Origin of the sequence: Flagellimonas oceanensis, from assembly GCF_003992595.1 — a bacterium.
In the GTDB taxonomy this organism is placed as follows: domain Bacteria; phylum Bacteroidota; class Bacteroidia; order Flavobacteriales; family Flavobacteriaceae; genus Flagellimonas; species Flagellimonas oceanensis.
Genome location: NZ_RZNA01000003.1, coordinates 1 through 20,213 on the forward strand (window position 1 = coordinate 1; position 20,213 = coordinate 20,213).

Annotated in this window: 14 protein-coding genes and 1 tRNA gene; 9 read left to right on the top strand and 6 right to left on the bottom strand. The window is 43.1% G+C overall.

All coding sequences use genetic code 11. The annotated features are described in order from the left end of the window. Positions 1–11: 11 nt before the first annotated feature. From EO132_RS00090 to mce, 3 genes are all read right to left on the bottom strand, one after another. The gene (locus tag EO132_RS00090) at positions 12–1,277 is read right to left on the bottom strand and encodes an IS256 family transposase (protein ID WP_127136011.1); all 1,266 of its coding nucleotides are present in this window, start codon (positions 1,275–1,277) and stop codon (positions 12–14) included. A gap of 292 nt (positions 1,278–1,569) precedes the next feature. Continuing rightward, a tRNA-Ile gene (locus tag EO132_RS00095) sits at positions 1,570–1,643 on the bottom strand. Positions 1,644–1,702: 59 nt separating this feature from the next. Next, complete coding sequence (gene mce / locus EO132_RS00100) at positions 1,703–2,110, bottom strand: methylmalonyl-CoA epimerase (protein WP_127136012.1); 408 nt, start codon at positions 2,108–2,110, stop codon at positions 1,703–1,705. 101 nt (positions 2,111–2,211) lie between these two features. Here mce and rbfA point away from each other — a divergent pair, with 101 nt between their 5' ends. Together rbfA and EO132_RS00110 are read left to right on the top strand one after the other, a co-directional pair. Beyond that, positions 2,212–2,607 carry a 30S ribosome-binding factor RbfA gene (gene rbfA / locus EO132_RS00105; protein ID WP_127136013.1) on the top strand — a complete coding sequence of 132 codons (396 nt, stop codon included), beginning with the start codon at positions 2,212–2,214 and terminating at the stop codon, positions 2,605–2,607. Positions 2,608–2,609: 2 nt separating this feature from the next. Beyond that, positions 2,610–3,812, top strand: coding sequence for an ABC transporter permease (locus EO132_RS00110; RefSeq protein ID WP_127136014.1), 1,203 nt, complete (start codon positions 2,610–2,612; stop codon positions 3,810–3,812). On the opposite strand, the gene dusB is transcribed toward EO132_RS00110, so the two are convergent. Both dusB and EO132_RS00120 read right to left on the bottom strand, forming a co-directional pair. Beyond that, positions 3,809–4,801, bottom strand: a complete 993-nt coding sequence (gene dusB / locus EO132_RS00115) for a tRNA dihydrouridine synthase DusB (protein WP_127136015.1) — start codon at positions 4,799–4,801, stop codon at positions 3,809–3,811. The genes EO132_RS00110 and dusB overlap by 4 nt on opposite strands. Positions 4,802–4,853: 52 nt before the next feature. Then, positions 4,854–7,274, bottom strand: coding sequence for an outer membrane beta-barrel family protein (locus EO132_RS00120; RefSeq protein ID WP_127136016.1), 2,421 nt, complete (start codon positions 7,272–7,274; stop codon positions 4,854–4,856). 150 nt (positions 7,275–7,424) lie between these two features. Here EO132_RS00120 and lepA point away from each other — a divergent pair, with 150 nt between their 5' ends. Continuing rightward, complete coding sequence (gene lepA, locus EO132_RS00125; protein WP_127136017.1) at positions 7,425–9,221, top strand: translation elongation factor 4; 1,797 nt, start codon at positions 7,425–7,427, stop codon at positions 9,219–9,221. Positions 9,222–9,799: 578 nt separating this feature from the next. On the opposite strand, the gene EO132_RS00130 is transcribed toward lepA, so the two are convergent. Then, positions 9,800–11,647 (bottom strand): cation:proton antiporter, encoded by a 1,848-nt coding sequence (locus EO132_RS00130; RefSeq protein WP_127136018.1) that lies wholly within the window; start codon positions 11,645–11,647, stop codon positions 9,800–9,802. A gap of 210 nt (positions 11,648–11,857) precedes the next feature. Between EO132_RS00130 and EO132_RS00135 the strand changes: the two genes are divergently transcribed. The 6 genes from EO132_RS00135 to dcm all read left to right on the top strand — a co-directional run bounded on the left by EO132_RS00135 (position 11,858) and on the right by dcm (position 20,100). Next, positions 11,858–12,724 carry an MBL fold metallo-hydrolase gene (locus EO132_RS00135; protein WP_127136019.1) on the top strand — a complete coding sequence of 289 codons (867 nt, stop codon included), beginning with the start codon at positions 11,858–11,860 and terminating at the stop codon, positions 12,722–12,724. A gap of 25 nt (positions 12,725–12,749) precedes the next feature. After that, entirely contained in the window at positions 12,750–14,399 is a 1,650-nt protein-coding gene (locus EO132_RS00140; protein WP_127136020.1) for a S8 family peptidase, read from the top strand. Positions 14,400–14,402: 3 nt separating this feature from the next. After that, complete coding sequence (locus tag EO132_RS00145) at positions 14,403–16,259, top strand: M1 family metallopeptidase (RefSeq protein WP_127136021.1); 1,857 nt, start codon at positions 14,403–14,405, stop codon at positions 16,257–16,259. 107 nt (positions 16,260–16,366) lie between these two features. Continuing rightward, positions 16,367–16,819 (top strand): ribonuclease P protein component, encoded by a 453-nt coding sequence (gene rnpA / locus EO132_RS00150; RefSeq protein WP_127136022.1) that lies wholly within the window; start codon positions 16,367–16,369, stop codon positions 16,817–16,819. After that, positions 16,803–18,428, top strand: a complete 1,626-nt coding sequence (locus tag EO132_RS00155; RefSeq protein ID WP_127136023.1) for a S41 family peptidase — start codon at positions 16,803–16,805, stop codon at positions 18,426–18,428. The genes rnpA and EO132_RS00155 overlap by 17 nt, the downstream gene beginning before the upstream one ends. A 424-nt stretch (positions 18,429–18,852) precedes the next feature. Continuing rightward, positions 18,853–20,100 (top strand): DNA (cytosine-5-)-methyltransferase, encoded by a 1,248-nt coding sequence (dcm, locus tag EO132_RS00160; RefSeq protein ID WP_127136024.1) that lies wholly within the window; start codon positions 18,853–18,855, stop codon positions 20,098–20,100. Positions 20,101–20,213: the final 113 nt, after the last annotated feature.

Sequence of the window (20,213 nt, forward strand, 5' to 3'; positions counted from 1 at the left end):
GGGTCTGTAAATTAAACTCTGTCCGATCCATCAATCCCTCTGGGGCTAGCCCCAGAGGGATTGGGATTTAATTCCAAGGGAATCCTCTCCCCAAATTTAATATAAAGTTGCTGGACCACCAGGCTCCAATTCTGCAGGGGCGATGTCCATTTCTTCTCGATGTTCCTGGTGGCCAGGTAGACCAGCTTGAGCAGGGCCATATCGTTTGTAAAGGCCCCTTTGGTCTTGGTGACCTTGCGTACCTGGCGGTGGAAGCCCTCCACGGCATTGGTGGTATAGATCAGTTTGCGGATGGGCGGGGTGTATTGGAAGTACTGGGAGAGCTCTTCCCAGTTGTTCTGCCAGGATTCAATGACCACGGGATATTTGCCTCCCCATTTTTCGCCCAGGGCCAGGAGTCCGTCCTCGGCCACCTCCTTACTGGTGGCCCGGTATACCTCTTTGAGGTCCCGCATGAACTCCTTTTGGTCCTTTGAGGCAATATACCTGAGGGAATTGCGTATCTGGTGTACAATGCACTTCTGTACCTGGGTCTTTGGGAATATGCTGAGTATGGCCTCGGTAAAGCCCTTCAGGTTATCGGTACAGGCAATAAGGATGTCCTGCAGTCCACGGTTGTTCAGGTCGGTCAGCACCTGGAGCCAGAAGTTGGCACCCTCGCTCTCGGAGATGTACATGCCCAAAACTTCCTTATATCCCTCCTTGTTGATGCCAAGTATGTTATAAAGGGCCTTGTGCTCGATCTTCCCATCGACCTTTACCTTGTAGTGCATGGCATCCAGCCACACGATGCAATAGAGGGGCTCCAGGGGACGGTTCTGCCACGCCTTTACATCGGGGACGATCCGATCGGTGATCTGGCTTAAGACCGTATGGGAGATCTCCGTATCGTACATCTCCTTGATATGGGACGAGATGTCGCGGTAACTCATCCCAAGGCCGTAGAGCCCGATGATCTTCTCCGAGAGATTGTCCGCCAGGATGGTCTGGCGTTTCTTCACAAGTTCCGGCTCAAAGCTGCTCTGGCGGTCCTGCGGGGTATCGATGTCGAAGGTCCCAAAACCACTTTTCAGCGTCTTTTTTCCCTTGCCATTGCGTTTGTTGCCCTTGGTGCGCTCACCCTCGTCCAGATGGCCGTCCATCTCCGCCTCAAGGGCCTTCTCGATCACATTCTTCAGCATGGGGGCAAAGGCGCCTCCCTCACCGAAAAGGTTCTTGCCCGACATGAACTGCTCGAGCACCTTCTTTTCAAATTCTGTCTGTTCTTTCTTTGTCATGGTACTGTCTGAATAAAATTAATACTTCTAATCTTTTTCAGACAGAGTTCAGTTTACAGCCTAACACCACAAAAATTATTACAAATTCTAATCGCTAAAGGACACAACACACTTTTAGGCTTACTTTCTACTCTTTCACGAAGTTTTTCTGATTCTCTTAAAATCAGCGAGCCATATTTGGCAATATATAAAGATGAGATAAACTGAATGTTTTTGAAATGTTGTACCTATGTTGTACCCATATAAAAAAGAAAAACCTCCCAATTGCTTGAAAGGTTTATCTTTGTTGAGGTGGTCCCACCTGGGCTCGAACCAGGGACCCCCTGATTATGAGTCAGGTGCTCTAACCAGCTGAGCTATAGGACCCGCATTTTGCGGATGCAATATTAGTGTTTATTTTTCTTCAGCGCAAGGTTTTAACGGCTCTACTCCTCTTTTATTTCTTGGCAAAGCTCCACCAGTACGCCATTCGTGCCCTTTGGATGCAAAAACGCCACCAGTTTGTTATCCGCCCCTTTTTTGGGTGTCTCGTTCAAAACCACGAAGCCCTCATCTTTTAATCGGTCTATTTCCGAAACAATATCCTCCACCGCAAAGGCCACATGGTGGATGCCCTCTCCTTTCTTATCCAAATATTTAGCGATGGGGCTATCAGGTTTGGTAGCCTCCAATAATTCTATCTTATTGGGACCCGATTGAAAGAAGGACGTCTTTACCCCTTCCGAGGCAACTTCCTCTATTTTGTAGTGGGGCACACCCAACAATTTTTCAAACAAAGCATTGGATGCCTCTAAATCTTTTACTGCAATCCCGATGTGTTCAATTTTATCCATAGTTGCTATAATAGGCGTTAAAAATTCACCTTTTGTCAAAATTACGCACTGTAAATGGTTCATAAAGTGAGGTTAGTCATTAATTCGCTTATTTTTGCAGTATGGAGGAAACACAAAGACAGAAAAAAATAGCAGGAATCATTCAACAAGACCTGGCCGATATTTTACAACGGGCCGCTACCGATGGTGGCCTCAAGGGAACTTTGATCTCCGTGTCCAAGGTTTCCGTAACCGTAGATTTATCCTTGGCCAAGGTCTACGTGAGTATTTTTCCGAACAAAGGTGCCAAAGAATTGTTGGAGGGCATTAAAGAGAACCAAGTGGCCATTCGCTACGAGCTGGCCCAGCGCACCAAACACCAATTAAGACGTGTGCCCGAGCTCAATTTTTATCTGGACGATTCCTTGGAATATATAGAAGGGATTGAAAAATCATTGAAAAGAGAAGAAAACCCTATCGAGAACAGAGACTTGCTCGACAAACGTAAGAAATCCTGATTTTGAACTTTCCTCTTTATATCGCAAAGCGTTACTTACGGTCCAAAAGCAGCCAAAATGCGGTTAATATCATCAATTTCATCACTTTTTTAGTGATTGTGATAGGTTCTGCGGCTCTTTTTATCGTGCTTTCCGCTTTTGCTGGTCTAAAGACGTTCAGCCTTTCCTTTTCCAATACATTTGATCCCGATTTGAAGGCATCGCCCACCATGGGCAAGCATTTTACCCTTTCTGCAGATGAAGAATCAGACCTTGCGGAAATCGAGGGGCTGGCTAATTTTTCCAAAGAATTGGAAGAGCGGGCCTATCTTACCTACAAAGAAAAAAGTACCATTGCCTACATCAAAGGTGTAGACGAAAACTACCGAGCCGTTACAGGGGTGGACAGTACGCTCATTTATGGAAATTGGGGGCCCGATATCTACAATGCCGTTATTGGTTTTGGGATTTACAACCTGTTGGGCGTGCCCACGAACAATAGGGCTCCCATGGAAGTTTTGGTTCCGAAACCTGGAGAGGGCTCTCTATCACAAGGCTTTAATCCCAAACCTTATGATGACCTTTCCTTAGTCGTGAGCGGAGTATACGCGGTAGAAGAATCTTTGGACAAAAAATATGTGTTTGCCCGTCTTCCGTTAGTGCAAGAGCTATTACAGAAAGATAGTACCGATGTCTCTGGCATCAATTTTAAATTGATGGAGAATGCCTCCCCGAACGATGTTAGGAACTCCATTGCCGAAGTTTTGGGCGAAAAAGCTTCCGTTTTAACGCGGAGGGAACAAAACACCTCGCTCTACCGAATGTTGAATACGGAAAATTTAGCGACCTATCTGATTTTCACACTTGTATTGATCATTGCGCTTTTTAACGTGGTCGGGGCCATTATCATGATGATTTTGGACAAACAGCAGAACTCCAAAACACTGTTTAGTCTGGGCACGACCATCAAAGAACTACGTCGCATCTATTTTATTCAGGGTATCTTGGTTACTTCGTTTGGGGGGCTGATCGGTGTAGTGATCGGTTCTTTATTGATTGGATCCCAACTGGCCTTTGGGTGGTTGAAGATTACACCGTCTTTGGCCTATCCAGTGGAATTCAATGTCATCAACTTGTTGATTGTCATTGGAACCATCGTGGTTTTGGGGATTATCTCTTCGAAAATCGCGAGCAGCCGAATTACCCAAAAATTGATTTCCGCTTAAGCGAACTGATAATCACCGAATTTCTCCTGAACCTCGTCAAAAGCGGCAAAAACATCCGCGGCATCATCGTTGGTCACCATTTTCATTCGGTATTCCTTAAAGTGTGGAATGCCCTTAAAATAGTTGGTATAGTGTCTTCTGGTTTCAAACACACCTAGTTTTTCACCTTTCCAATCAATGGCCATCTGCAAGTGTCTTCGAGCAGCCTCTACCCGTTCCAGCATGGTGGGAGGTGCCAAGTGCTCACCTGTTTTAAAATAGTGCTTAACTTCTTTAAAAAACCAAGGGTAACCAATACTTGCCCTACCGATCATGGCGCCGTCCAATCCATATTCGTCACGCATTTTTACCGCTGCTTCGGGGGTGTCCACATCGCCGTTTCCAAAAACCGGAATGTGCATCCGTTGATTGTTCTTTACCTCGGCAATGGGTTTCCAATCCGCCTCGCCCTTGTACATCTGTACACGGGTACGTCCGTGAATGGAGATGGCCTCAATGCCAACATCCTGCAATCGTTCCGCCACCTCAATAATTTTGATGGAGCTTTGGTCCCAACCCAAACGTGTTTTTACGGTTACGGGCAACTTGGTTCGCTTTACTATTTCCTCGGTCAATTTTACCATTAAGGGAATATCCCGTAAAATACCCGCTCCGGCATTTTTGCTGACCACCTTTTTAACCGGACAGCCAAAATTGATATCGATGATGTCCGGATTCGATTTTTCCACAATATCCACCGCCTGCAACATAGAATCCAGTTCGGCACCAAATATTTGGATGCCCACAGGACGTTCCTTCTCATAAATGTCCAGTTTTATGACGCTCTTTGCGGCATCCCTGATCAATCCTTCGGAAGAAATAAACTCGGTATACACCATATCGGCGCCCTGCTCCTTGCACAGTTTACGGAAAGGAGGGTCGCTCACATCTTCCATTGGCGCTAGAAGAAGCGGAAAATCAGGGAGTTCTATGTTTCCAATTTTTGGCAAATCCTACGGTTTTTTGGACTGCAAAAGTACAAAATCGCTAAGAATCAAAAAGCTAGTTCTGCGATTGTAGTCGATCGCGTTCATTTTTGTCGATGCCACGCTCGTTATCCTCCAATCGGAAATTCCCAAAGTTATAGGTAAAACCAAACCGGATAAACTGCGTTTCGGGACGTCTTCTGTAAAAATTATCCTGATTGAGGTACTGCGAACGGTACGTTGGCACATATTGCTCTAAGATATCTTCGGCAGCAAGCGACAAGGTGATTTTATTGTCGAACAGGGTTTTTCTTAAGCCTATTGTGAGGTTAAATTGTTCGTCGGAAACATATGACCCAAAAAGAAACTTGGAAATATATGTTCCCGCAATCTCCCCTGTAAAAGTTCCATCTTTTGACAAGGTCAAATAGTTGCCCAAATAGGCATAAACCCCATTTACTTCGTTCGTAAAGCGTACATTGCCGCTCTCTTCGGCCAAAAAAGTCTCTTCTTCGTGGAACAAGGAGGTGTAGGCATACATAAACCATGCAGGGGCAATGGATTTACTCAAGGTAAAATCCAACCCGTAGGATTGACTTTCCAGCACATTCTGCTTCAGCTCCACCAAAGTTTGGTCGTCATTGTCCTGAAACACCAAATAGGCAATGTTACTTCCATTGTCGCGGTAATACACGTCAAAGAAATATTCGCTGTTCAATGTATAGTTAAAGTTGAAATTATTGCTGAAGCTTGGCCTCAACCCAGGGTTTCCTTCCTCAAAATCGTTTTCATTATAAAAAAAGCGGAAAGGGTTTAAATCGTTGTATTTAGGCCTATTGATATTTCGTCCATAATCAAAAGAAAAGCTATGCTTATCCGATGGCGAGTAGAGTAGGTATACGGACGGGAATGGTTCAAAAAAGTCTTGGGTATTGGTCTCTCCCAATGAAATGGAGTTTCCTTCTGCCATGGTCAATTCGCCGCGAACTCCAAGTTTCATAGACCATTTATCCCAATTTTTCACAAAACTCAAATAGGCGGCATACACGTCCTCATCGTAAATATACCTGTCGGACTGTGATGCATCCACCGTGTTGCTTGAGCCATTAAAATTGAAAAAGTTCATCGTATTTTCGGAGGTAATCGATGAAATCTTGGCCCCGGATTCAAACGAAGCGCTTCCAATTGGGGTGGAATAATCCAGCTGTCCCGTAAAAATCTTGATTTCTTGGTCCGAGTCTGTATCAAAACCAAAGTCCCTCAAAAAAGTGCCGTTGGCATCAAAATAATTGGAAGACAGCCGTTGGAACATTTCCCCATTAAAATAGGTATAGTGCCCATTCGCTCGGATTTGAGCCCCCTCTTTCTTCAGCTTGTGCACATAGGTCAGGTCGAATGCCAGGTTGGTGTTGTCCATGTTGGCATTGTTCTGTGTCGTGAACGTGGAGTCCAATTGTGCTTGGCCGTTCCTCATTTCGTTGTTGAGCAAGGTTTCCTGCTCTTGATCCAAATTGAAAAGCAGGTTGGATGTGACATTCAAGCTGTTTCGGTCATTAAAATCATAATCCAGGATAAAGCTTGCATTTTGCGATTGTGATCTATCGGTTAGTTTGTAATCCGTATCCCAAATAGAGAAAACATCATTGGATTCATCCATAAAATTGATGCCCTTTTTGGTTTTATTGATTTCCTTTTTGGGGTTGATGGTATAATTAGCGAACAAGTTGAGTTTGTCCGTTTTGTAATAATGACTGGTTCCAATACTGAACTTAGGAAACACGGCCTGTGTAAAAGTTCCGTTGACGCTGCCCTTGTATCCTGGAACAATGTTTTTACTGGTCACGATGTTCAATATCGGTCCGCCTTCGGCATCGTAACTGGCGGGGGGGGTTGCAATTACTTCAACCGATTTAATATTGGTGCCCGAAAGCCCCTTTAACAAATCCTGAACCTCTTGTCCCGAGAGCTGTACCTTTCTATCGTTGAGGTAGACGGTTGCATTTTGACCACGAATCAATAATTCATCTTGATTGACGATGACCCCAGGTGTATTTTTAAGAATGTCCCATGATGTCCCTTGGGAAACGACAGTGTTTTCAACCGAGAAGACCAGTCTGTCTGGCAGTCGTTGAAGCTTTGGACGTTGCGCTGTGACCACTACCTCATCCAATTCATTGGTTTCCATGGGAATGATGAGTGCTCCAAGGGAAATATTGTCTTTTATGTCCAATGCCCTCGGCTCGGAACCTCTGCCCACGTAACTTGCCTGCAACAAATAAAGGTCGGGTGCTACTTCAGATAGTTCAAAAAAGCCTTCCTCGTTAGCGGAACTACCCTGCACAAAAGTTGAATCCGTGGCTTGTAGCAGTAAGATATTTGCATAGGGAATTACCTGATTCTGCTCATCCACCACCTTTCCCGTAATCGAAAAGGTTTGGGCGTACATGCCATATATCGCAGAAAACACCAATAAAACACTAAAGGCGAGGTTCTTCATTAGAGGTTTGGGTTGAACATCAAATCTAAGAAATTATTTTTGAGCGAAATATGCCACAATTTTCTTATCGACAAAAAACATTTGCAGGTATTTAAAACAATTATATTTGCAGTTGATTAAATCCCTTTTTTAGGGTATGTTATTGTTGATATGGAGAAGATCAGGAATTTTTGCATCATTGCACATATAGACCACGGTAAAAGTACCTTGGCAGACCGTTTGTTGGATTTTACAGGCTCAGTGACCGAACGCGAAAAACAGGACCAGCTGCTTGACAATATGGACTTGGAGCGCGAACGCGGTATCACGATAAAGAGTCACGCCATTCAAATGGATTACGTGCACAATGGAGAAACCTACACCCTTAACCTGATCGACACTCCCGGACACGTCGATTTTTCATATGAGGTTTCCAGATCTATCGCAGCCTGTGAAGGCGCTCTTTTGGTAGTGGATGCCGCACAGAGTATTCAAGCGCAGACCATTTCCAACCTTTATCTGGCCCTGGAAAACGATTTGGAAATCATTCCCGTCCTCAACAAAGTGGATCTCCCAAGTGCCAATCCCGAAGAAGTTACCGATGATATTGTGGACCTTTTGGGCTGCAAACCAGAGGAAGTGATTCCTGCCAGTGCAAAAACAGGAATAGGTATCGAAGAAATCTTAACGGCCATTATTGAACGCATTCCCCCTCCAAAAGGAAACCGTGACGAGCCGTTACAGGCCTTGGTCTTTGATTCCGTTTACAACCCATTTAGAGGTGTTGAAACCTATTTTAGGGTAGTCAACGGAGAAATCACAAAAGGACAAAAAATAAAATTCGTTGCCACGGGCAAATCCTATGACGCGGATGAAATTGGTACATTAAAGTTGACCCAGCATCCCAAAAAGAAGATTTCCACGGGTGATGTGGGTTATTTGATCACAGGAATCAAAGACGCTCGCGAAGTAAAAGTGGGGGATACCATTACCGATTCGGCAGAGCCGACCAAAAACCCCATTGGTGGTTTTGAGGATGTAAAGCCTATGGTTTTTGCTGGTATCTATCCTGTGGACACCGAAGATTTTGAGGATTTGCGTTCTTCCATGGAAAAACTGCAGTTGAACGATGCTTCTTTGGTCTTTACACCTGAGAGCAGTGCTGCTTTGGGCTTTGGTTTCCGTTGTGGGTTCTTGGGAATGTTGCACATGGAAATCATTCAAGAGCGTTTGGAGCGGGAGTTTGATATGACCGTGATCACTACCGTGCCCAACGTTAGTTATCATGCCTACACCACCAAAGGTGACCCTGAACCAATCATCGTAAACAACCCAACAGATCTTCCTGACCCTTCGACCATTGATAGGGTCGAGGAACCATATATTAAGGCCACCATCATCACAAAAGCCGATTTTGTAGGCAACGTGATGTCCCTATGTATTGAAAAGCGTGGACAAATCGTGAATCAAACGTACTTGACCACAGAGCGGGTGGAGTTGGTTTTTGATATGCCTTTGGCAGAAATCGTTTTTGATTTTTATGATCGCTTAAAAACGGTTTCCAAAGGATATGCTTCGTTTGATTATTCCCCTATTGGAATGCGTACCTCCAAATTGGTTCGTGTGGATATTTTATTGAATGCACAACCTGTGGATGCCCTTTCCGCTCTGGTTCACTTTGACAATGCCTACCATATCGGTAAAAAGATGTGTGAGAAATTGAAAGAATTGATTCCAAGGCAACAGTTCGACATTCCGATCCAAGCAGCGATTGGTTCCAAGATTATTTCCAGGGAAACCATTAAAGCGTTGCGGAAGGATGTGACCGCTAAATGTTACGGTGGGGACATTTCCCGAAAACGTAAATTGCTCGAAAAGCAGAAAAAAGGTAAAAAGCGTATGCGCCAGGTGGGCAATGTGGAAATTCCACAACAAGCTTTCATGGCCGTGCTAAAACTAAATGATTAACGCCTCCCTTTTTAAATAAAAGTTGTCTTAAAACTGTAGTTCGCCAGTATCATATTGACAGGTTATTCCTATAAATTCATAGGGGAGATACCCCTCTAATTCGCCCTCTGTGATTGTTTGAGTTATCCTATTCATTGGTAAATTATATGTGCCATCACCATTATCACAAATTGTAAACTCATTTCCAATTTAGGAGATGCAAGATTCACATCCGTCTTCTTTACAAGATTTATCAACAAACCCTTTAAGAGTGCGCCCATCCAAATCTGATTTAGAGATTGTGGTGGTTATACCATAAGCAGTGCTTTCATAGGTTCCATCCCCGTTATCACAAACTTCAAATTTGTTTCCTAGTTCCGAGGTACATGATTCACATTAAGGCCCATCATCTTTTGAACAGGCGGTCATAAACGCTGCGACCATTGCAGCCACTAGTACAAGTTTTTTCATGTTTAAATGATTTATATTGGTTAATGAGCCACCAAAATACTTGTACTAAATCTTTTATTTACCCCTCAATCGATGGATGCCCTATATGAATTGTTGTATCGGAAATATCCCTTTATTTGCTGTTTGCGCTACTCTTCTTCTCCGCCATTTTTCTCAACCTCTAGAATTTTACCAAGGTAAACCAATTTGAAGCCTTCGCCCTTTGGGGTAAAGTCCTTACTGTTGGCTGGAATAATTTCAATGCTACCATTGGGAGCCTTCGTAAACAACGGAACAATATCACGCTCCTGGTAAGTAATGTCGATAAGTTTATCGTAATGTTCTTTGTCCTCTAGATCTATTTCATGAATGGTTGGATGCTTACGCACCGTATCCATCAGCTGAATAAAATCGTCCGTGTGGGAAAAGAGACCTTCTTTAGGGTTGTTCTCTGGATCATTTACCTCTTCGGTGTTCACCAAACGAAACGCACCATTCTCTCCAAACTGTTTCTGGAACTTATTGATGGCAAATTTGTTGATATCCGAGTTGCCTGTGAGCGCCATCAAATAGCCCATGTCGTTCAACTCGATATTATCGGTAAGCGTATCGGAAAAAATGTTGGCCGTGATAGCTTCCAACCCTAATTTTTTGGCCTTTTCCACATTGTTCTGGTTGTTATCTATCAAAACAACGTGCCTGTTGTTCTTTCTTAGGTAATTACCAATCAGCCTAGATAGTTTGGATGCACCAATAATCAAAATACCTTCGGACTTCTTCAAGAACACCCCTACAAGCTTGGCAAACAATCGGGCTGTAGTGGCATTCAACAATACCGTTCCCAACACGATCATAAACACCAAAGGAGTGATATAATCCGCCCCAGGTTCCCCCCTAAGCTTCAATTTAGAGCCAAAAAGGGATGCAATACCTGCAGCAACGATACCTCTGGGGCCCACCCACCCTATAAAGAGCTTTTCGTTGAACTTTAAATTGGACCCCTGTGAACTCAGAAACACCCCCAAGGGCCTCACAATGAAAACGATTACGGCAAAAAGTGCTACGGTGTTCCAATTGTATATCAGTTCCATGTCGCTCATGTTGATGTTGGCGGCCAATAGAATAAAAAGTATCGAGATCAAGAGTACACTCAAGGATTCTTTGAAATAAAGCAGTTCCTTAATATTGGGCAGGTTCATGTTTCCCATGACCATACCCATGACCACAACGGCCAAAAGCCCTGATTCATGAGCAAAAAGATCGGATTCCACATAAACCAGAAGTACGGTACTCAAGGAAACCACATTGAGTAAATAGTGTGGGATAAAGTCCTTTTTAATGGCAAACGCAAGTGCATGGGCAAAAGTGAATCCAAAAGTGGTCCCAAACAGAATAATTTTACCAAACTCAATAAGGGCTGTTTGTGTAAAGGCTTGCCCTTCTCCAACACTGATAAACTCAAATACCAATACCGCCACCAATGCGCCAATGGGATCAATGAGGATTCCTTCCCATTTTAATACGGCGGAAACGTCTTTTTTGAGCGGAATGTTCCTTAAAATCGGTGTGATTACCGTAGGTCCAGTAACAATGATCAACCCGGAGAACAAGAAGGAAATTTGCCAAGAGAGCCCGAAAATGTAATGGGCCGCTACCCCAGCACCAAAAAAAGTAACAATGGTCCCGATGGTGATCAATTTGGTAATTACCGGTCCCACGTTGGATATTTCGGCCCTTTTCAACGTCAGTCCCCCTTCAAAAAGAATGACACTAATGGCCAAGGACACGAAGTAGTATAGCCCTTCTCCTGGAAATAGGCCTTTCTCTCCGTTCCAAATTGGTTCTATAAGTTTTGATCCGTCTTCGGTATATAAAGTGGCGATGGGGCCCACCAACAATCCAATCAATATCAAAGGCAAAATTGCCGGTAGTTTAAACCGCCAAGCCACCCATTGAGCAATAATGCCTAGAATTATAATTCCAGCAAGTTCGAGCATGGTCTAAGTTTTGTGGAAATTTACTGTTTTTCTTTTAGATATTCATTATAGCTAGAGGTTGTCAAACAGATTGATGGTGCCCTAACCGTTCAAACCTTAGCCGATTTAACGAAACTCATCCTCTTTTTGTTAAAATACGGCCAATATATCTTTATTTTTTCGCCATTTGGGTAGTGCTTTTCTTATTTTGCAACCCATTTTACTTTCAGAATGACAATTTATCCCATAGAGACCGGTAATTTTAAGTTGGATGGTGGTGCCATGTTCGGTGTGGTTCCCAAATCCATTTGGAACAGAACCAACCCTGCGGACAGCAATAACATGATCGACCTTGCTGCACGTTGCCTTTTGATAGAAGATGGCGACAGGCTTATTCTAATCGACAATGGACTTGGAAACAAACAATCTGAAAAATTCTTCAGCTACTACTACCTGTGGGGCGACCATTCTTTGGACAAGTCCTTGAAAAACGCAGGTTTCCATAGAGATGATATTACAGATGTTTTTTTGACCCATTTACATTTTGATCATTGTGGAGGCAGTATTCAATGGAACAAGGACCGGACCGGATATGAACCCGCATTTAAAAATGCCAAATTCTGGACCAACAAAGATCATTGGGAATGGGCAACCAAGCCAAATGCAAGGGAAAAAGCCTCTTTCTTAAAAGAGAACCTTTTACCTATGCAAGAAAGTGGTCAGCTTCATTTTGTGGACCGACAGGAATCCTCCTTTGTTGAAAATTCGGAACTCGGTTTCGGCATCCACTTTGTGGATGGACACACGGATAAGCAAATGCTTCCCCATTTAACATACAAGGGTAAGACCTTGGTTTTTATTGCTGATTTAATTCCCACCGTAGGTCACATTCCGCTTCCTTATGTAATGGGATACGATACCCGACCATTACTGACCCTAAAAGAAAAACAATCATTTTTAAATAAAGCCGTGGAGAACGATTGGCTGCTATTGTTCGAGCACGATGCCCACAATCAAATCTGTTCATTAAAACAGACCGAAAAAGGAGCTCGTTTGGATCAATTGTTTACCTACGGAGAACTATTCAAAGTACAATAACCTCACTTTTTTACATATACATTTTATGAATCGCACATATAATAAACTATCATTCCTATCCGTATCCGCCGCTCTGTTTTTAATGGGGTGTGGATCAACCGCATTGGTTTCAACCCCTGTTGAGAACATTGATGCTGTTCCCTTAAAAGTTGCCGATCTTACCGAAGCCGAGAAGAAAAATTGGGGCCACTTGGACCTTATCAAAGACACCATTCCCGGTATGAGCGTGGATAGGGCTTACAATGAAATCATTCAGAATAGAAAGGGAAAAACTATAGTAGTTGCCGTTTTGGATTCTGGAATGGACTTGGAACACGAAGATTTAAAAAATGTTCTCTGGACCAATTCCGATGAAATACCCAATAATGGCAAGGACGATGATGGCAACGGATATGTGGACGATGTTCACGGTTATAACTTTTTGGGCGATTCTTACAACGAGCAATTGGAATACGTAAGAATGCTTCGTTTGAACATCGGGGATGCATCCGAAAGGGCAGAAGCAAGACTTCTGCTTGACAAGGAATACCCGGAAGCTGTTCAGAACAAACAGCAATACGAGCAAATATTCCAAGTGGTAAAAGGCGCTGATCAGTTGGTAAAAACCGAATTGGGCAAAGAAAGCTACACCAAAGAGGATCTGCTTTCCATCGAACCTAAAACCACGCAAATGGAACAAAGTGTTGCCGTTTTGACCCAAATGTTCACCTATGGCGATAGCATTCCTGAAGTTTTGGACGAGCTCGAAGAGGGCATCAAATATTTTACGGAACAGGCCAATTATAACCTCAACAAAGACTTCAACGGGAGAGCGCCTGTGGGTGACGACCCTTATGATATTTCTGATGTTCCCTATGGCAATGGAAACCCAAAAAATCAAGTGGATAGTGAAAGCCACGGCACCCATGTGGCCGGAATCATCGCCGCTAAGCGAAATAACGGAATTGGAATGAACGGTGTGGCCAATAATGTTGAGATTATGAGCATTAGAGCCGTTCCCAACGGAGATGAATATGACAAGGACATTGCTTTAGGCATTCGCTATGCGGTTGATAACGGTGCGTCCATAATCAACTGTAGTTTTGGAAAATCATTCTCCCCAAAAGCCGAATGGGTATACGAAGCCATAAAATATGCGGCTTCCAAAGATGTTTTGATCGTACACGCTGCAGGTAATGATGGCGAGGACTTGGAAGACCCTAAAAACAGAAATTACCCCAATGACGATATGGAAGGGGATAGTGAGTTTGTGGACAATATGATAACCGTTGGCGCATTGTCCAGCAGTTATGGTTCTGAGATGGTGGCCTCTTTCTCGAATTACGGTAATCAACGTGTTGATGTATTCGCCCCTGGAGCAGAAATTTATTCTTCCATGCCCAATAGCGAATATGAATTTCAAGGCGGAACATCAATGGCTGCCCCAGCAGTTGCCGGTGTTGCGGCCCTGATTCGTTCCTTTCATCCAAATTTATCAGCTTCACAGGTAAAAAATATCATTATGCAGTCCGGTCTTAGAACAAAAACATCGGTGATTGTAGCTGGAGATGAGACCAAAGCCACAACTTTTGACAAAATTTCCAAGTCAGGTAAAATGGTAAATGCATATAATGCCTTAATTTTAGCAGATAACATCTCAAAAGGTAAATTGACCTTAGAAACTAACTCAAAATAACCTATGAAGCATTTAAAATCACTCTTTTTCTCCGCTTTTCTTGGAGCAAGTTTTTTCATTACTGCGCAAAACAACGCGTATTGGCAGCAGCATGTGGACTATACCATGGATGTGGAGATGGATGTAGAAACATTCCGGTACACCGGCACCCAAAAACTGGTCTATACCAACAATTCCCCGGATGAATTGAGCCGTGTTTTTTATCATTTGTACTACAATGCCTTCCAGCCCGGAAGTGAAATGGACATAAGGCTCCAGAACATCAAAGACCCTGACAAAAGGATGATGGAAGACGACAAAAGTAGAATTGCGTCACTATCAGAAACCGAAATAGGATACTTGCATGCAAAATCCCTTACCCAAGATGGCCAACCTGTTACCTTTACTGAAGAAGGAACCATTTTGGTGGTAGACTTGGCCAAACCTATCCCTTCTGGAGGAAAAACCACCTTGGAAATGAGGTTTGAGGGGCAAGTTCCCGAACAAATCAGACGTTCTGGTAGAAACAGTAGAGAGGGTGTGGCACTTTCGATGAGCCAATGGTACCCTAAGCTTTCCGAATACGATTTTGAAGGATGGCACCCCAATCCATACATTGCTCGTGAATTTCACGGGGTGTGGGGCGATTTTGATGTAAAACTCACATTGGATAAGGATTATACTGTTGGAGGTACGGGTTACCTTCAGAATCCTCAAGAAATAGGCCATGGCTATGAAGCCAATGACACCAAGGTAAAAACAAAGGGGAAAACTTTGACCTGGCACTTTAAGGCTCCCAATGTACACGATTTCATGTGGGCCGCTGACCCAGATTACATCCATGATGTTTATGAGATGGTAGATGGGCCAACGCTTCACTTTTTGTACAAAAACGATCCTGAGATTATTGAGAACTGGAAAAAGCTTCAGCCCAAAACAGCGGAAGCTATGGCATTCTACAGCAAAAACATAGGGGAATACCCGTACGATCAATACTCTGTCATTCAAGGAGGTGATGGAGGAATGGAGTATGCCATGAGCACCTTGATTACCGGTGGGCGAAATTTTGGGGGCTTAGTAGGGGTAATGGCCCATGAAATGGCCCACTCTTGGTTTCAACATATATTGGCCACCAATGAGTCCGAGCATGAGTGGATGGATGAAGGCTTCACTTCGTTTATCAGTAGCCTATGTATGAACGAGATAATGGATAGAAACAAGGAGAATCCCTTCCAAGGATCTTACAGAGGCTATTTTGCCTTGGTCAACTCTGGTTTGGAAATGCCACAAACCACACATGCAGACAGATATACCACCAATTTTGCCTATAGTGTTGCCGCTTACAGTAAAGGGTCTATTTTCCTTTCCCAGTTGGGTTATATAATCGGTCAGGACAAACTCATGGAGACCATTCATAAATATTTTGAGGACTTCAAATTCAAGCACCCTGTTCCGAACGATATCAAAAGAACGGCAGAGAAAGTATCGGGCATGGAGCTTAACTGGTATTTGACCGATTGGGCACAGACCACCAACACCATTGACTACGGCATTAAAAGCGTTGAAGCAGATGGTGAAAACACCAAGGTTACCATGGAGCGCATCGGAGAAATGCCAATGCCATTGGATATTTTGGTCGTTGGCAAAGATGGAACACAGAAAACTTACTATGTACCATTGCGTATGATGTACGGGGAAAAAGACAATCCTTATCCCAACCTAGAGCGTACCGTTTTGGAAGATTGGCCTTGGGCTTACCCAACATACGAGTTTAGCTTGGATATGCCTTTGGATAATGTAAAAGCCATTATGATCGACCCATCGCAATTGATGGCCGATGTAGATGGGGAAAACAATGTATACCAAGCAGAGGAGGAGTAATTCCCTTTTCCTTATAAAATAGCAAGGGCGGCCGTTTGTGTCGCCCTTTTTTATTCCATGTAAGATTTATTTAAGTAATTTACCTTTTCAAAGGAGTTATATCTGAAATGCAACGTGAAAAGCCTGGTTTTGAAACAGAAAAAACACCCCTAAATTTCTCGAAGGGGGTTAATTCTGATTTTTCCTTCCCCAAAAAAGAGAAGCTTACCAATAAAAAACTATTCGAAGCCCTTTTTACCGAAGGTAAAGCCCTTAAGGAATTTCCTATCAAACTTATTTATCTACCCACCCATTTTGATGATGGCACGCAGGTCAAGGTTGCAGTAGTCGCTCCCAAAAAACGCTTTAAAACAGCAGTGGACCGTAACCGTATCAAAAGGTTGCTGCGAGAGGCGTACAGGCTCAACAAGCCCTTGATTTTTAACAACATTGAGGGAAATTTTGCGTTCATATTTTTATACCTTGGCAAGAAGACACCAACGTTCAATGAAGTGGATACAGCAATGAAAAAGCTGTTACATGCCTTTATAAATATAGAATCCGATGAAAAGATTGATTAAAAAACAGGTTTTGATTCCCATTTTGGCCGTGGCCGTTCTGGTAGGTGCCAGTAGTTTTAAAAGCGACTTTTTTGAGATTGCCAAACAGATAGAAATCTTTACTACCCTGTTCAAGGAACTCAACATGAACTACGTGGACGAGACCAATCCCGCTGAGCTGATGGATTCCGCCATAAAAAATATGTTGGGTGAGTTAGATCCCTATACCCAGTTTTTGAACGAGCAGGATGTGGAATCTTACAAAATCAATAATTCCGGTGAATATTCAGGGATAGGAGCCTTGGTACGTTCATATGAGAACAAATTAGTGGTCGTGGAACCGTATGAAGGATATGCTGCGGATAAGGCAGGCCTTAAGGCAGGGGATGAGATTATCAAGATCGGGGAGACCTTAGTGGCCGATTTTGACGATAATGCAGGGGAATTGCTAAAAGGCGCCAATAATTCTTCCGTCGAAGTTACTTTTTTAAGGCAAGGAGCCACCAAAACCGCAACCATCACACGTGAAGGTGTAGAGGTTGATGCGGTTCCTTTCTATGATATGATCGATGACAAAACAGGATACATCGTATTGTCCCGCTTCAACAGGAAAGCTTCCAAACAAACGAAATCGGCCATGCAAGACCTTAAAGGTCGTGGTGCGGAAAGATTGGTGTTGGACCTCCGTGGAAATCCAGGAGGACTCCTATCAGAAGCCATTAACGTGACCAATCTGTTCGTGCCCAAGGGCGAATTGATTGTAACAACGAAATCCAAGGTCAAAAAATTCAATCAAGAATATAAGACCAGAAACAAACCCGAGGATGAAGAGATTCCCTTGGTCGTCCTAATCAATGGAAAAAGCGCCTCTGCGAGTGAGATTGTTTCGGGCGGACTGCAAGATTTAGATCGTGCCGTAATTATCGGGGCCAGAAGTTTTGGCAAGGGATTGGTGCAACGTCCTTTGAAATTGACGTATGGCACCCAATTGAAAGTGACCATTTCCAGATATTACACCCCATCAGGAAGGTGCATCCAATCGTTGGATTACTGGAACCGTGATGAAGAAGGCAATGCAGTTCGAAACACAACATTCAATGAATTTACCACTAGAAATGGCCGCAAAGTCTGGGATGGTGGTGGTGTAATGCCCGATATAACCATTGAATCCCTAAAGACCAATTCCTTGATTGAAGCTCTGGAAGAAAACAATATTGTTTTTGATTTTGCAACGGAATATTTCTACGATCACAGTTTTGATTCTGTGGACAACTTCAAATTTTCCGACGCGGACTACAGTGCTTTTAAGACCTATGCCAAAGACCAGAATTTCTCCTACCAGACCAAAACAGAAAAGGTGTTGGAAGAGACCATCAATAGTGATGATACGTTATTGGGTTCAGAAGTCCAAGAAAAGTACAAAGACCTTCTGTTCGCTGTAAACAGGGGTAAAATTGAGGCTTTGGATACCTTTGAAAATGAAATCAAAAAGAACCTTGAGGACGAAATCATTACCCGATACTTTTATCGTGATGGGCTTTACAAATACTATTTAGGTAACGATGAGGCCATTCTTACCGCCAAAGAGTTGTTGGCCGATGCAACAAAATATGCCGATATTTTAAAATAAAAAAAACCTTCAACCAACTCATATAGGTCATCTATCAATTCAAATACGGTAACCGTCAAGTTTAGCAAAAAATTTACATAGCAAGGTGCTAACTTAACTGAAAAACCAGAAAATGACCTACACGATTTTAACCCTGACCTTGGTTGGGATTGTTCTTCTGTTTTGGCTTTACAACCTGATGAAGAATTGTTTTTCTCAGTCTTTCTGTATTTTGAGAAACCGAAAAAGCAGTTCCATTATTACCAAAGATGCCTCCATTATCTCAGTAAGAACCATCAAAAAAGGAAAAAAACCGCTTCCTGAACATTTTATTTATGGTGGTGGCCTTTATTTTTTCGGCTGTTTTTGTCTTCTCGTTTTACCAAACCGTTTTCGGTGCCCATATTTAAAATCGTAAAAGCAAGAATAAATCCTATTTTTGGGCATGCAACAACTCAAGGTCTGTGAACTTTTTGCCGGTGTGGGCGGCTTCCGTCTCGGATTGGAAAATACGGGCAAATATTCCGTTGTATGGAGCAATCAATGGGAACCTTCCACCAAAATGCAGCATGCTTCTTTGGTCTATGAAGCTCGTTTTGGTGCTGAAAATCATTCCAACGCAAATATTGAAACTGTTGCTACTGAGGAAATTCCAGATTTTGATATGCTGGTAGGCGGCTTTCCCTGCCAAGACTATTCCGTGGCCACATCTTTGAAAAATTCCAAAGGACTCATCGGAAAAAAAGGGGTTTTGTGGTGGTCCATCCATCGGATTTTGTCCGAGAAAAAGAAAAAACCGAAATATCTTTTTTTAGAAAACGTAGATCGTCTTTTAAAATCGCCGTCGAATCAACGCGGAAGAGATTTTGCCGTGATGCTCCGCAGTTTATCGGATTTAGGCTATGCTGTGGAATGGCGCGTAATAAATGCGTCTGAGTATGGAATGCCACAGCGACGAAGGCGCGTTTTTTTTCTGGCGTATTTTAAAGGTTCAGAGCTATATAAAAAACTCCTAGAATCCGAGTCGATTGACTGGATACTCAGAGACGGAACCTTTTGTGATGCCTTTCCTGTGGCCCAAACGTCTGAAAAACCGATTGAATTTGAATTGGACGAGGATTTAGTATCCGTATCTGATAATTTTAATCCTGAAAAAGGGCTTTCCCCATTTTTGAACACGGGTATTTGTGTAGATGGGAAGGTTTCAACCCTTAAAACAACACCTTCCTACGATGGTAAAAGAATCCTTTTATCGGATATTCTGATGGCAGATGACATACCACCTGAATATTATATAGATGTCAATGATTTGCCCAAATGGGAATATTTAAAAGGCTCCAAAAAAGAAATACGCAAGACCAAAGCTGGTTTTGAATACAATTACAGTGAGGGCAGCATGGTTTTTCCCGATGCCCTTGATCAACCTTCCAGAACCATTATAACCGGAGAGGGCGGCAAGTCCCCATCCCGGTTTAAGCACGTAGTCCAAACCTCCAAGGGGCTGCGAAGACTTTTACCTGTTGAATTGGAACGGTTGAACATGTTTCCGGAAAATCACACAAAATTGGAGGGCATTTCAGATGCCAAACGTGCCTTTTTTATGGGTAACGCTCTGGTAGTGGGTATTGTGGAACGGGTTGGTACATCCTTGTTCCAGAAAATATCCCAACTTGAAAAGCAATTTCAAAGCTGATCTATCCAAAGAAAAACAACTGACCTCCTTATTGGATTTTTATTATCAAAAACACTTGAAGAATTACACCTTTGAACGTGTTTCCCTTCTTAAAAAACAATTGCAAGGCATTG